Annotated in this window: 11 protein-coding genes and 2 tRNA genes; 8 read left to right on the top strand and 5 right to left on the bottom strand. The window is 61.7% G+C overall.

Features of this window, described 5'->3' with window-relative positions; genetic code table 11:
* A partial coding sequence (locus tag GTA51_RS10310) for a tyrosine-type recombinase/integrase (RefSeq protein WP_160960844.1) occupies positions 1-371 on the top strand: 371 nt, incomplete at its 5' end.
* 55 nt (positions 372-426) lie between these two features.
* Here the strand turns inward: GTA51_RS10310 and GTA51_RS10305 are convergent.
* Both GTA51_RS10305 and GTA51_RS10300 read right to left on the bottom strand, forming a co-directional pair.
* Positions 427-502 (bottom strand) — tRNA-Glu (locus GTA51_RS10305).
* A gap of 11 nt (positions 503-513) precedes the next feature.
* Positions 514-589 (bottom strand) — tRNA-Lys (locus GTA51_RS10300).
* A 134-nt stretch (positions 590-723) separates the two neighbouring features.
* Here GTA51_RS10300 and GTA51_RS10295 point away from each other — a divergent pair.
* Complete coding sequence (locus GTA51_RS10295) at positions 724-1,677, top strand: hypothetical protein (RefSeq protein ID WP_160960842.1); 954 nt, start codon at positions 724-726, stop codon at positions 1,675-1,677.
* Between the two features lie 221 nt (positions 1,678-1,898).
* On the opposite strand, the gene GTA51_RS10290 is transcribed toward GTA51_RS10295, so the two are convergent.
* The 3 genes from GTA51_RS10290 to GTA51_RS10280 all read right to left on the bottom strand — a co-directional run bounded on the left by GTA51_RS10290 (position 1,899) and on the right by GTA51_RS10280 (position 5,650).
* Entirely contained in the window at positions 1,899-2,315 is a 417-nt protein-coding gene (locus GTA51_RS10290) for a hypothetical protein (RefSeq protein ID WP_160960841.1), read from the bottom strand.
* Between the two features lie 93 nt (positions 2,316-2,408).
* Entirely contained in the window at positions 2,409-3,692 is a 1,284-nt protein-coding gene (locus GTA51_RS10285; protein WP_343039503.1) for an MFS transporter, read from the bottom strand.
* A gap of 146 nt (positions 3,693-3,838) precedes the next feature.
* Positions 3,839-5,650: a hypothetical protein gene (locus tag GTA51_RS10280; protein ID WP_160960839.1), complete on the bottom strand. Its 1,812-nt coding sequence runs from the start codon at positions 5,648-5,650 to the stop codon at positions 3,839-3,841.
* Positions 5,651-5,989: 339 nt separating this feature from the next.
* On the opposite strand from GTA51_RS10280, the gene GTA51_RS10275 reads away from it, so the two are divergent.
* The 6 genes from GTA51_RS10275 (at position 5,990) to GTA51_RS10250 (ending at position 13,648) form a co-directional block, all read left to right on the top strand.
* Positions 5,990-6,673, top strand: coding sequence for a TetR/AcrR family transcriptional regulator (locus GTA51_RS10275; RefSeq protein ID WP_160960838.1), 684 nt, complete (start codon positions 5,990-5,992; stop codon positions 6,671-6,673).
* A gap of 539 nt (positions 6,674-7,212) precedes the next feature.
* Positions 7,213-8,847: a UbiD family decarboxylase gene (locus GTA51_RS10270; RefSeq protein ID WP_160960836.1), complete on the top strand. Its 1,635-nt coding sequence runs from the start codon at positions 7,213-7,215 to the stop codon at positions 8,845-8,847.
* Between the two features lie 127 nt (positions 8,848-8,974).
* Positions 8,975-10,738 (top strand): UbiD family decarboxylase, encoded by a 1,764-nt coding sequence (locus tag GTA51_RS10265; RefSeq protein WP_160960835.1) that lies wholly within the window; start codon positions 8,975-8,977, stop codon positions 10,736-10,738.
* Positions 10,739-10,922: 184 nt separating this feature from the next.
* Entirely contained in the window at positions 10,923-11,492 is a 570-nt protein-coding gene (locus GTA51_RS10260; RefSeq protein ID WP_160960833.1) for a UbiX family flavin prenyltransferase, read from the top strand.
* Positions 11,482-11,991 (top strand): pyridoxamine 5'-phosphate oxidase family protein, encoded by a 510-nt coding sequence (locus tag GTA51_RS10255; RefSeq protein ID WP_160960832.1) that lies wholly within the window; start codon positions 11,482-11,484, stop codon positions 11,989-11,991. The genes GTA51_RS10260 and GTA51_RS10255 overlap by 11 nt, the downstream gene beginning before the upstream one ends.
* Before the next feature lie 49 nt (positions 11,992-12,040).
* Positions 12,041-13,648: a UbiD family decarboxylase gene (locus GTA51_RS10250; RefSeq protein ID WP_160960830.1), complete on the top strand. Its 1,608-nt coding sequence runs from the start codon at positions 12,041-12,043 to the stop codon at positions 13,646-13,648.
* The last annotated feature ends 104 nt before the right edge of the window (positions 13,649-13,752 follow it).

The following is a 13,752-nucleotide window of genomic DNA, read 5'->3' as shown; positions in this document are numbered from 1 at the left end:
TCTTCACGGTCCTTGACCGCACCCCGTTCACAAACCAGTGGGAGGGGGAGCCGTTCAAGCACCGGCAGCACTTCATGAAAAAGTTGTGCGACAAAGCGGGGGTCAAACCGTTTGGCTTCCATGCCATCCGGCACTTGTCTGCGACGATCTTGTACCAGGCGGGGTACCCTCTGGCCACGATCCAGGCCATCCTGCGGCACGAGAACGCGACCACGACGGAGAAGTACCTCAAGCGACTGGGGCTTGATCCAGACCGGCTACGCGACGCTATGGAGGTCTTCGAGAATCGGGGGACAGCCCGGGTGATCCCATTCACCAAAAACGAAGCCCCCGGAGGTATCAACTCCGGAGGCTTGCGGGGTACCAGCTAGGGGTACCAGGATACGTACAACGAGGGCGATTTTACTCTAACCTCTTAGAATCGTTTGGCGTCCCCAAGGGGATTTGAACCCCTGTTAGCGGCGTGAGAGGCCGCCGTCCTAGGCCACTAGACGATGGGGACGAAGCGGAAAATGGTGGGCCGTGCTGGGCTCGAACCAGCGACTCTCTGCTTAAAAGGCAGATACTCTACCGACTGAGTTAACGGCCCACACGGGAGAAAAGTCACTATTCCCGTTAGCCGAATCTGTCAAGCACCTTTTTTCGGGAGACAGAAAAATACGCCTATCCCTCCCCCTTCCGGGGCTTCCCAAAGCACTGCCTCCCGACTATACCCCACGCCTCATGGATATCGCTCATCTCTGGCACGCCCTCGGCTGGCCGCTGCTGCGTCTGCTCGCCTCCCTGGCCCTGGCCCTGCTGGTGGCCAATGTCATCGAAGCCCTCAACTGGACCCGCTTTCTGGCCCGCCTGGCCGCCCCCATCATCCGTATCGGCCACCTCAAGGACGTCATCGGGGCCAGCTTCTCCATGGCCTTTTTCTCCGGCGCGGCCGCCAACTCGCTGCTGGCCGAAGCCTACGGCCAGGGACGGCTCACCGACCGCGAACTCATCCTGGCCAACCTGTTTAACAGCCTGCCCACCTATTTCCTGCATCTGCCGCAAATGTTCATCATCACCGTACCCTTTCTCGGCCCCAAAACCGCCGCCACCTACGTGGGCCTGACGCTTTTTGCCGCCATCGCCCGCAGCGCCGCCATCCTGGTCTACGGCAGCATCGCCCTGCCGCCCCTGCCGGAGGGTTGCGTGGTCTGCCACCTCACCGAGGACACGTTCTCCTGGCAAAAGGCCCTGCGCAAGGCCTGGAAACGCTTTGTACGCCGGCTGCGGTCCATGCTCTATTTCACCGTGCCCATCTACATCGGCTTTCATTACCTGACCGTCTGGGGCGCGTTTGCCGCCATGGAAGGCTGGCTGGCCAGCCACTTGAGCTTTCTGGCCTGGATGACGCCCCAGGCGGTCAGCATCGTCATGTTCCAGGTGGCGGCCGAGACCTCGGCCGGCCTGGCGGCGGCCGGGGCCATGCTCGGGGCCGGGAGTCTGGACGGACGGGAGGTGGTGCTGGCGCTTTTGGTGGGCAACATCCTGTCCACGCCCATGCGGGCCTTTCGCCACCAGTTCCCCTACTACGCCGGCATTTTCAAGCCGGCCGTGGCGGTACGGCTGATCGTGCACAACCAGGCCTTTCGGGCGGCCAGTCTCGTGGCCGTGCTGGTGGCCTATGCCCTGCTCGGCTGACCGGCTGGCGGCAGTGATGGTTGCCGCCAGCCGCAAGGCCGGCCTTTGGGGCCGTTTGCCCAGCCCAAGCCACGACCTGCCCTGGCGCGGCTCCTCCCGGTGCCACACCCCTGCGCGACTGGCGGCCCGCCGCACCCCTGCGGGAGGCCCACGCCTTCATTTTGAGACACAAACAGCCAGCGCGCTCCTGCCGCACCTGGGCGGTGCCGCCAGAAGCGGGACTACTTGACCCGGCGGTATTCCACGTAGCCGGCCCGGGGATTGGTGCCACCGGGCGCGAGGAAGTAAAACACCAGCTTGTCCGGCCCTTCGAGCCGGCCCAGACGCAGGCCGTCGCTATGGCCGGCGAGGTAGAAGTCCGCGTTGTTCTTGTCGATGACACCGGAGAAGGTGTCCTTGCCGGTGAACTTGCCACTCCAACGCACGTCGCCGTGAAAAACCCGGTCCTGTTGTTCTGCAATAACCATGGTGGCTTTCTCGTTGGCGTGGCTGAAGCCGTTTTTCTGGTCATGCATGTGATAGCCGGTAGCTTCCCAGGTACCGGTCAGTTTGGGAATGCCTTCGTCCTGGGCCATGGCTGTGGCGGCGAGACCCAGAATCAGGACGGCCAGGGAGAAAAGGGTGGGACGCAGACGCATGGGTGGCTCCTTGTTGGTTGGGGTCACGGGGAACGGCCTTTTACCGCCTTGCCAAAGTACCAGAGCGCTGCAAAAAGGCAACGTCGGTTCCTCTTATTCCCGGGCCAGATAGACCGGCACGGCGGCCAGGACCATAAGCACGGCGATACATAAAAAGGCCCCCGTAAAATCGCCCGTCTGGGCCTTGACGAACCCCATCACATACGGGCCGGCAAAACCGCCCAGGTTGCCCAGGGAATTAATGAGGGCAATGCCGGCCGCCGCCGCCTGACCGGTCAGCACCGCCGTGGCCATGCCCCAAAACGGGGCGATCATCCCCCAGATACCCATGGCCGCCAGCGACGCCCCGGCCACCACCCAGACCACGCCGGCCCCGGAAGCCAGAACCAGCATGCCCAGCAGACACAGCCCAAGCGACCCCAGGATATGCCAGCGCCGCTCACCACGCCGGTCGGAACTGGTCCCGATCAGCACCATGCCCGCCATGGCAAAGGCGTAGGCGATCATCACCAGCAGGCTGACCTGCATGGTCCCGGCCGCCGCGCCCCCCTCGCCCGCTCCGATGACCCCGGCAATGACCTGGGGCAGCCACATCACCAGCCCGTACATGGCCACCACCATGCAGAAATAGACAAAGCCGCCAAGCCACACGGCCGGGCTTACCAACCCCTGGCGCAAACCGGACAGATGCCGGCTGGCGATGGCGTTTTTCTCCGCATCCAGGGCCTCGGCCAGGGCCTGCTTCTCTTCGGGCGTAAGCCAGGCCGCCTCGGCCGGCCCGTTGGGCAGCCGCCAATAAACCACCAGCCCAAGGACCACGGCGGGAATCCCTTCCAGAATAAAAAGCCATTGCCAGCCCGAAAGCCCCAGCACCTCGTGCAGGGTCATGATCCAGCCGGACACCGGGCTGCCGAGCAGGCCGGCGAGCGGTGTGGCCGTCATGAAAAGGGCCACGGTCCTGGCCCGATAGGCCAGGGGAAACCAATAGGTGAGATAGAGGATGATACCCGGGAAAAACCCGGCCTCGGCCACCCCCAGGAGAAACCGCAGGCCAGCGAAACTGGCCGGCCCGCTGGCCAGGGCCAGCGCCACGGTGGCCACGCCCCAGCTGAGCATGATGCGCGCGATCCACAGGCGCGGCCCGACCTTGGCCAGAATCAGGTTGCTGGGCACCTCAAACAGGACATAGCCCACAAAAAAGATGCCGGCCCCGAATCCGTAGGCGGTCTGGGACAGGCCCAGTTCCTGGTTCATGCCAAGCGCCGCAAAACTGACGTTGATGCGGTCAAGATAGGCCACGATATAAAGGAGAATCAAAAACGGCAGCAAACGCCACTGGGCCTTGCCAACGGCTGTGGCCAGAGGATTGTCGGACACAAGGCACTCCTTTGCGAAAGATGTTCGCTTGATGTCTTGGTTCATGAGTGCGTCGGGATGCAACTCCGGGCTGCAGGGCGGCAGAAGGAACAGTCGCATCGTGTCCGCGGGATGGAGCAGCCACTCTTTCACTTTTCCCGCAGCGGCTAGGAGCTTGGCATAAAGTCTAAGATTCGTTCCCTAAACAGGATCGGCAACCACTTAATATCACGGAATATCTGGAGATCAGTGACATCCCATAGGCGTTCCGGGTGCTGGTCTATGTTGTTGGGCGACCCGTTCCATCCGTCGCCAATCAAGGCCCCTTTGGTATGAACAAAGGCTCCCCAAACCAGCACAAGCGTCAGGAGAGCCACCATAAGCGCCCGCCCGCGAGGGCGTTCGACCAGGTCTTTTAGCTGCATCGCGGTAAGGACCATGAGCGGGCCCAGGATACTGCAGAAAAGACGGGGTCCATAGGACCATCCCCCCCACCACATTGAAAAGCTGGTAAGAAGCACCAGAAAGGAAAGCGTCGTTGCGGCCAATCCGAGTTCAAGGGGCGTGCTCTTTCGAGGTTTGGCAATGGCAAGGATGGCGCGAATATACCCGAATGCGAGAATTGGACTGTAAATGAAGAGTCCCCTATTGGGACTGATCAGGAGTCCGGCAAAAGCTTTGAGATTTGCAACACTGATATTTCGTGGGCCATGGTGGAGCATGTAGGGCGGTATCCATTGGCCGTAGAGAAGGTTGGCTCCATAGATCGTCGGAACAAGCAATGCACCCATTGCTCCAAGATACAGAAACAGGAGGTGCCTGGAACGCAGCAGCAGCGTGATGGAGCAGCCCAAAATGATGAAGGCAAAATCGTGACGGCAAGCCATTCCCACAACGGAGAGCAAAGCGAGCAAAAGTGCCTGCATTGCCGTCAAAGAGGGAAGCGTCAGGATCCAGAGCGCAACCAGGGCAAAAAAGGTGGTGATGGTATGCGAATACAATCCACCGGCATGAATAGAAAATTGGCTGGTGGCAAAGGCAAACGCGCCGCAAAGAAGCGCACTCCCGCCTGCGGTGCAGCCAATGCGCCTGCAGAGAAGAAAAAAGACCGCAACGCTGGCGGCGGCAATGATTTTTGCGAGCGCGTCGGCCAGTCGTTCTTCCGGTGGAAGCCAGGTTTCTGACCAGGCGACCAGGGGGGCAATGACGATGGAAACAGCGGCCGGATAATAATTCAAGAAGTCGTCATCTTTGTTTTTTTGAAGTATTGTGAAAGGATGGGTGCTATCTTTGCCCGTATAATTATTCAGAGACAAATGGCCATGACGGACCAGTTCATAAGCGGCAGGAAGATAAAACCGATTATCGCCCATTTGGCCGGATTTTGGTGAAGGCGCAAAGACTACATAACAACAATACATTAAAAAAAATACGACCACAAAAGGAGTGGCCTTATGGGGAACAAAAAAAAGCGCAAGAAGCGATATAAGCAAGACAGGAAGCGCGACCTTCATGTACTCTGAAAAGACGGCGAGAGGCGACTCAGCAAAAACGACGGCTTTGCTATAAGAAAATGGATGGCTGTTGAGCATGCGCAGGACGATTTCCACATCTCCGCTGCCGCCTAGAGACTTAAAGAGATACGATACGCGTGTGAGCTGCGTATTTTCAGGCGTCGGATAGGCGTCAAAAATGCTTAAGCCCAGCTGCTGCACGTTCCATTTGATCTGAACGGCCGCTCCGTAGGGCTGGTATATATCAAGGCGGATATCGCGATGTTTGGCACTGTTTATTTTCGCAAGCAGGTGGTCGCAAGGGAGGGCTGAACACGTGGCATAACTACTGGAATCAATTTCTGTTATAAGAGGCGTGCCATTTTGTATTTTATCGAGGGAAACGGCCAGCAGTCCGCTACAGAGGAGGAGAAAAAAGGCAAAGATCGTTGAAGACGACTTATAGCGTATAAAAAAAACTTTCACGTTCCAAGTTTCCATTCTGCGAGCAGTTGGTGCGCGCTGTCTGCTTTTGGGCCGGGAAAAGACGTAACCGCCTGCGGCAAGCGATATGCCGGAGTTTACGGACTGCAAGTCAGACGGAGACAACGCTTTAGGGGGAAAGAGTGTGGTCCGGCGAGAAGATAGCCAAGCGGTGCGCGCTTGTCGATGCTTTCCGGCGGGAGGACCGCCCTGCCCTTGCCGGATCGATCCGGCCAACCCCACTTGACCCGGCCGATGTTTCGGGAAAAAAGAAACCCCAGATCATCCCCCGTCCACAACAGGTCGCGTGTCCCCACACCTGGCCAAGGAAACGGCCCCCCTTTGAAGCATCCCGAGACCCACGAAAAAGTCCCGCTCCTGGACCATGGCCGCCGCACGAGCATCGACTACGAGTCCGAAACCGTGCGCCGCATCCTCGACGCTGCCGAAGCCCTTTTTGCCGAGAACTGCTACGCCGGCACGCGCATGGACGAAATCGCCGCAGTCGCCGGGGTCAACAAGGCCACCATCTATTACCACATCGGCGGCAAGGAAAAACTCTACGACGTGGTGCTCACCCGCCATTTCTCCCATTTCGCCGACCGCCTGGAGCGGGAACTGGCCGACTGCGCCGACCCGGTGGAAGGCCTTCGCGGGGTCGTGCGCATCCATGCCGAGGAATTTAGCCGCAACAGCAACGCCCCTCGCACCATCGCCCACGAACTGGCCGGCGGCTCCCGGCACATTACCCCGGAACTGGCCGCCATCTATGCCCGCATCCACGGCGTCACCGCCCGGTTCGCAGAACAGGGCATGGCCTCGGGCCGCCTGCGCCAGATCAACCCGGCCGTGCTCCAGGTCGCCCTGGCCGGCGTGCTGCTGGTCAATACTATCAATGCCCCGTTTCGAAGCCAGGTCGCGGCAACCCTCGACGCCGCCCAACCGCCCATGCCCACCCTGACCGATATGGCCGCGTTTCTGGAAGACGTCGTCATCAACGCCTTGCTGGCAACGCCGCAGGACTGAACCGGCACGAAGCGAGAAGAAGACAGAAGAAGGCAGAAGAGGCCTCCGGCGGCCAAAGGGCTGAGCCCTTTGGAATCCCACCTGGAGGCAAAGGGTTAAGGGGGAACGGCGTTGCCGCGACGGTGGGTGCGAGCGGGGAAGGCACTTCCGTCGGGCGCACAATGCCGCAGGGCAACCTTGACGGGAACCACCGTTGTTCCGGCTGCCCACGGACAGCGTCTTTTGAAAATCCGTCCTGGAGGCCACGCGACGAAAGGCGGCACCGGCTGTTCCCGACTTGTGCCGTCAAGTTTTTTTGCAGCCGCCAGTACAGCGCCATACACCCCGCCAGACCACACCGTTAGGCCGTTTCCACCCCGGCGATCCGCCTCGCCCCACCGTGACAGTTACGCACTATTTCCATGATCGCGCCCAGACCGTCTTGACGCTAACCAACTGGTTAGTGTTAAGATATCCCCAAGCAGCCGCGCCCGCCGTGTCGTCCGCCCCGGACGCCCGGCCACCCCCAGACGCCGCCTGGCCCGTTCCGGAGAAGACGCATGACGCCGCAAAGCCCTGGTTACGACGATCTCGACGCCCACCTGGACAAACTGGCCGCCGCCGGCCTGCTCCATGTCATCGAGCGCCCCATCGACAAAGATCGCGAAATGCATCCGCTGGTGCGCTGGCAGTACCGGGGCGGCATCCCCGAGAGTGGCCGCAAGGCCTTCCTGTTTTCCAATGTCACCGACGCCAAGGGCCGCAGCTACCCCGGAGCCAAAGTCGCCATCGGGGCGCTGGCCGCCACACCGCGCATCTACGCCATGGGCATGGGCAAGCCCGAGGCCGATATCGGGGAAACCTGGCTGGCCGCCATGGCCGCGCCCATCGCTCCCAAGGAAGTCGCGTCCGCGCCCTGCCAGGAAATCGTACTGACCGGCGACGACCTCCTGGGCGAAGGCAAGGGCCTCGACGCTCTGCCCATACCCATCTCCACCCCGGGCTACGACACCGCCCCGTATTTCACCGCTGCCTTGTGGGCCACCCGTGACCCGGATTCCGGCATCCAGAACCTGGGCCTGTATCGGGGCAATCTCAAGGCCTCCAACCGGGTGGTGGTCATGATGGAGCGCGCCACCCTGGCCGGCGGCGGGGTGCACTGGCGCAAATACAAGGCGCTGGGCCAGAAGATGCCGGTGGCCGTGGTTCTTGGCGCGCCGCCCATCGTGGCCTTTACCGGGCCGCAAAAGCTGCCCCTGGATACCGACGAACTGACCGTGGCCGGCGGCTTGGCCGGGGCACCCATCGAAGTTGTTCGCTGCAAGACCGTTGATCTCCTCGTGCCGGCCCAGGCGCAAGTCATTGTCGAGGGCTTTATCGACACCGATTCCCTGGAGCCTGAAGGCCCGTTCGGCGAATCCCACGGCTACATGGCCCTGGAGGAATACAACTTCTCCATGACCGTGACCGCCATCACCCGGCGCACCAACTACACCATCGCCTCCATCATCTCCCAGGTCACGCCCTGCGAATCGAGTGTGATCAAAAAGGTCGCCTACGAGCCGCTGTATTTAAACCATCTGCGCAATACACTGAATATCAAGGGTGTGACCCGCGTCTCCATGCACGAGCCTCTGACCAATCTGCGCCGCTTTCTCTTTATCGTTATTGCCAAGGGCACGCCCAACACCGAAGTCTGGCGGGCGCTTTTAGGCACGGCCTCCTTCACGCCGGCCATCGGCAAGTTCTGCATCGCCATCGACGAGGATATCGACCCGGAAAATACCGATCAGGTGCTGTGGGCCATGGCCTACCGCTCCAATCCCGTGACCGACACCCATGTAGTGCCCAACCGCGGCAAAGGCCACGGCCCTGCCCTGCCCGGCGGGGCGATTGATTCCACCATGCTCATCGACGCCACGGCCAAGGGCGATCTGCCGCCCGTGGCCCTGCCCAAAAAGGAATTCATGGACCGGGCGCGCGCCCTCTGGGAGGAGCTTGGCCTGCCTGCGCTCACTCCCGAATCACCCTGGAGCGGCTATAGTCTGGGCGACTGGTCCCCGGAATGGGACGCCTGCGCCGCCCGCGCCACCGCCGGCGACTGGCTGGCCAACGGCCGCCGCTCGGCCGCCCACGTAAGCACCACGGCCAAGCCCCAGGACCCGGCCCGGGGCATCGTCCTCGATCCGGCCTGAGGCCGGGGGCTTGCGTGATCTGCGTCGGCCGGCCCCTGTCCTTTTTTTGCGACAGGTTATTTTACCAACCAGTTGGTTAAAACTCCAACCACTTGCGTTCCACCCCAACTAGCCAAGGAGCACGTCGATGCAAAAGGGATTCGCCAAAGCCTACGACGACTTAAACGATCATCTGGCCAAACTCGACAAAGCCGGCCTGCTGTGGACCATAAACGATCCCATCAACAAGGATCGCCACCTGCACCCCTTTGTGCGCTGGGGCTATGTGGGCGATGTGGGCACGGTTGTGGCCAACAACCCCAAACGGGCCTTTTTGTTTACCCACGTCACCGACAGCAAAGGCCGCTCCTATACCGGCGACTGCGACGTTATGGTGGGCGGCACGGCCGGTTCCCCGGCCATCTACGCCGCTTCGCTGGGCATTACCGATTCGGGCGAGGACATCACCGCCCTGTCGCAAAAGATTTTTGCCAAATGGGTCCACGCCTTTGAAAACCCCATCCCGGCCGTGGAAATCCCCTCCGAGGAAGCCCCTGTGCACGAACTGGTCATCACCGGCGACGACCTTACGGGCGGGGCCGGCAAGGGCCTCGACACCCTGCCCGTGCCCAACAACACCCCGGGCTGGGACACCGCCCCGTACTTCTCGGCCGGCCTGTGGATCACCCACGACCCGGACACCGGCATCGAAAACATCAGCCAGAACCGCTGCAGTCTCAAGGATTCCAACCGCATGACCGCCATGTGGCTCATCCAGACCAACGGCGGGGCGCACAACAACTGGGTCAAATACAAGGCGCGCGGCGAAAAAATGCCCGTGGCCCTTATTGTCGGCGCGCCGCCCATGCTGCAGGTCATCGGACCCCAGAAGACCCCGGAGCATTTAAACGATTTGGACATTGCCGGCGGCCTGGCCGGTGCGGCCTACCGCAAGGTGCGCTGCAAGACCGTGCCCTTGTGGGCTCCGGCCGACGCCCAGATCATTATTGAGGGTTGGATTGACCCCACCAAGCTGGAAATGGAAGCGCCCTTTGGCGAATCCTACGGCAACATGAGCGTTGAGGAATACAACCACTCCGTTGAGGTCACGGCCATAACGCGGCGCAAAAAGGCTGTCATCACCTCCATGATCTCCCAGATGGCCCCGTCGGAATCGGGCGTTATAAAGCAGCTCAACTACAGCGCGGTGATGCTCAATCACCTCAAAAACACCCTCTACGTGCGACAGGTTAAAGACGTGGCCCTGCACGGCCCCATGATCGGCGTTTCGCGCCTGACCGTTATCGTGCTGGAGAAAAACACCCCGCGCACGGAAATCTGGCGGGCGCTCAATGGTGCCACCACCTTTATGCGCTCGGTGGGGAAAATCACGGTCGCCGTGGACGAGGATGTCAATCCCAACAACGTCGAGGAAGTGCTGTGGGCCATCGCCTACCGCACCGATCTCATGAAGTCGGTCAAAATCGAGGACTATCAGGCCAACGGCCACGCCCCCAAACTGCGCGACCGGGAATGGGAAGCCAAGATCATGATCGACGCCACAATGCACTACCCCATGCCACCGGTGGCCCTGCCGACCAAGGATATCATGGAAGAGGCCCGGGAGCTGTGGGACAAGGCCGGACTGCCGCCGGTCACCCCGCGCTGGAAATGGTTCGGCTACAACCTCGGCGACTGGTGCGATGAATGGACCAAATGCGCGCAGCGCGCCGTGGCCGGCGATTGGCTGTTAAATGGCATCCGCACCGCCCGGCTGGTGGACACCGACGCCGTGGGCGGCCCTACCGCCGGCGTTTCCCATAAAGGCGTTGTGCGCTACAATGAACAGACCGGCGAAGTGGAATATCCCGACGGTTTCCCGATCAAAGACGCCTTCGGCACGGACGAATAGACGAAGAGAGAGAAGAAAAGGCAGAAGATGCCTCCGGCGGCCGGGGGCCTGAGGCCCCCGGACCCCCCGCCGGGAAAAGTTTTTCAAGGGGTTTTGGACGTTGGCTGGCACACTGGCCGGCTGCGGCCAAGACCGCTGAAAGGGGCGAAATGTTTATGATGCGTATGAGGCAAAAGGGGAAAAAATGAAGCGACTGATTGTCGGCATCTCCGGTGCCAGCGGCGTGGTCTACGGCATCCGGCTGCTCGAAGTCCTGCGCCATATACCGGACGTGGAAACCCATTGTATTATCAGTTCCGGCGCGGCCGTGACCTTGGGCCTGGAAACCAAACACAGCGTGGACGACGTACGCGCCCTGGCCGACGTGGTCCACGAGCATGGCAATCTGGCTGCGGCCATCTCGTCCGGCTCCTTTCCCGTGTGCGGCATGGTGGTCATCCCCTGCTCCATGAAGAGTCTGGCCCAGATCGCCCTGTCCTTAAACGACAACCTGCTCACAAGGGCCGCCGACGTGACGCTCAAAGAACGGCGCAAGCTGGTCGTTGTCCCGCGCGAGACGCCGCTGCATCTCGGGCATCTGCGCCACATGGTGGCCCTGGCCGAGATGGGGGCCGTCATTTTGCCGCCGGCCCCGTCGTTTTACCATGCCCCCAAGACCATTATGGACGTGGTGGACCAGACGGTTGGCAAGGTGCTGGATCAGTTCGAGATCAGCCACGAGTTGTTCCGCCGTTGGGACGGCCATGGAGCCTGAGGCCGTCGAAGCGGCCATACGACGGCTTTTGGCCGAGACAACGGCCATGACGCTGGCCACCTCCCTTTCCGGCGTGCCCTGGGCCGCCACGGTCTATTTCGCGCCCGACGGCTTTGATCTGGTGTTTCTGTCCTCGCCCAATTCGCGGCACGGCCGCACGCTGGCCGCCAATCCGGCCTGCGCGGCGACGGTCTCACCCGAGACCGCCTCCTGGCGCGACATCCGGGGCCTGCAACTGGAAGGCCGGGCCGCCGCTGTGACCGGTCTGGCGGCCAAGGCGCGGGCCATGGCCGCCTATTGCGCCAAGTTCCCCTTTGTCGAGGCCCTGCTGGCCGATCCGGGCGAGGCCGCCCGGCGCATGGGCAAGGTTTCGGCTCATGTGTTGCGCCCAACCGCCATCCGCTATCTCGACAACACCCTCGGTTTCGGCACGCGCTGGCTTATGCGCCTGGGAGACGGCCGACCGCTCGGGCCGCCTGAGCGCGAAAACCCGGACTGAAAATCGTTCCTCCCGCGCCGCCCTGCCCGCCAACCCAACGGAGTCTGCCATGCCAAAGCCCCAGCAAAGCTTGTCCCGGTTTGTCGCCGAGCTTGAAGCCATCGGCCAGCTTGTCCGCATAACGGATGAAAAGCGCGTGGACGAACTGCCCGCCCTCATGGAGTCCTATTCGGACAAGGCCGTGTTGGTGGAAAAGGTCAAGGACTGCGACTTTCAATTTCTGGCCGGGGCCTATTGCACCCGGGAACAGTACGCCCATGCGCTTGACTGCAATCCCCGCGATCTGGGCAAGGCCATCGCCGGGCTTACCATCCGCCGGGAAAAACCCGTGCTGGTGGACACCGCCCCCTGCAAGGAAGTCATTCTCAAAGGTGACGACGTCGATCTGACCCGCTTCCCGCTGTTTCTCTACCATCCCTACGACGGCCACGCCTTTATCCAGGACACCAACGTGGTTTCGCGCGACCCGGAGACGGGCCTTATCAACTGGGGCATCTACCGCTTCATGTACCGGTCGAAAAACGAAACCAATGTGGACATGCGAAACGATTCCCACAACGGCCGCATCCAGGCAAAAAAATACCAGGAGCGCGGCCTGGACATGCCGGTTGCCGTGGTGGTCGGCGGGCCGACCTTGGACAAGGTGGCCTCCATGTACTCCTTTGAGGGCGTGGACGACTGGGACGTGCTTGGCGGATTTTATGGCCAGCCGGCCCAGGTGGTCAAATGCGAGACCAACGACTTGACCGTTCCGGCCAATGCCGAAATCGTCATCGAAGGCCGCATGATGACGTCTGAAGGCTGGGTGTACGACGAAGGCCCCTACGGCGAATACACCGGCACCTACGGTTCGGGGCTGCCCCAAAACTGCCGCTTCGTGGTGGACTGCATCACCTTTCGCAAGGGCGGCATCTACCAATACGCCACCATCGGCGGCCTGCATCCCGGCCGTACCGATCTGATGATTTTTGATCCCACCATTGAGGCCGACATCTACACGGCCCTTAAAACCGCCGGCATCCAGGTGCTTGACGTCCACGCCCCCTACGGCGGCAGCCACAACATCGTCTACGCCCGCCTCAAGGTGCGCGGCGGCGGCGATGCCAAGCAGGCCCTGGCCCTGATGCTCACCTGTTCGCGCCAGTGGTTTCCCAAGCTGGCCTATGTCTTTGACGAGGACATCGACATCTTTGACGACGATCAGGTCAAATGGGCCCAAGCCTGGCGCTACAATCCCCAGGTTGACACCCTGGTCATCCCGGACCTCAACATTCTGCCGCTTGATCCCCTGGCCCAGACCAACCATCCGCCGGTGCACACGCCCAAGGCCGGCTTTGACTGTACCATCCCCATCGTGGGTGACATCGACCGCTTCAGCTTCATGAAGGCCTCGGTGACCCCGCCCGTACCCCAGCCGGCAACCGCCGTCCCGGCCCTGACCGAGGCCGCCCTGACCGAGGCCATGGCCGAATATATCCGCCAGTCGCCGCGCATGTGGGGCGATATCCTCACCCGGTTCGCCGGCCAGCCCTACCCGCTGCTTTACCGGGCCTTTGGCAATCTGCGCCCCAAACTCGGCCGGGTGGCCGACCGCCGGCCGCAGTATCCCTACACCTTTGCCGATGCCTGCTTCGTTTACGAACACGGCAAAGGATAAGCACCAGGACATCAGGACACCCCGGACGAGGCCGGCCGTACCGGCCGGGCTTCGCCCGGGGGACATCCCCGGCAGCATCTGCGAGCCGCGCCCCCCCGTGCCGG

Source organism: Solidesulfovibrio aerotolerans (genome assembly GCF_009856865.1).
Taxonomy (GTDB): domain Bacteria; phylum Desulfobacterota; class Desulfovibrionia; order Desulfovibrionales; family Desulfovibrionaceae; genus Solidesulfovibrio; species Solidesulfovibrio aerotolerans.
Note: the sequence above shows the minus strand (reverse complement) of the source record. Positions and strands in the feature narration are given on the sequence as shown.

Excerpts from the sequence above, each read along its gene's own strand:
- GTA51_RS10255 (WP_160960832.1), top strand. The coding sequence starts at position 11,482 with ATGGAGCCTGAGGCCGTCGAAGCGGCCATACGACGGCTTTTGGCCGAG.
- GTA51_RS10260 (WP_160960833.1), top strand. The coding sequence starts at position 10,923 with ATGAAGCGACTGATTGTCGGCATCTCCGGTGCCAGCGGCGTGGTCTAC.
- GTA51_RS10290 (WP_160960841.1), bottom strand. The coding sequence starts at position 2,315 with ATGCGTCTGCGTCCCACCCTTTTCTCCCTGGCCGTCCTGATTCTGGGT.
- GTA51_RS10265 (WP_160960835.1), top strand. The coding sequence starts at position 8,975 with ATGCAAAAGGGATTCGCCAAAGCCTACGACGACTTAAACGATCATCTG.
- GTA51_RS10270 (WP_160960836.1), top strand. The coding sequence starts at position 7,213 with ATGACGCCGCAAAGCCCTGGTTACGACGATCTCGACGCCCACCTGGAC.
- GTA51_RS10295 (WP_160960842.1), top strand. The coding sequence starts at position 724 with ATGGATATCGCTCATCTCTGGCACGCCCTCGGCTGGCCGCTGCTGCGT.
- GTA51_RS10250 (WP_160960830.1), top strand. The coding sequence starts at position 12,041 with ATGCCAAAGCCCCAGCAAAGCTTGTCCCGGTTTGTCGCCGAGCTTGAA.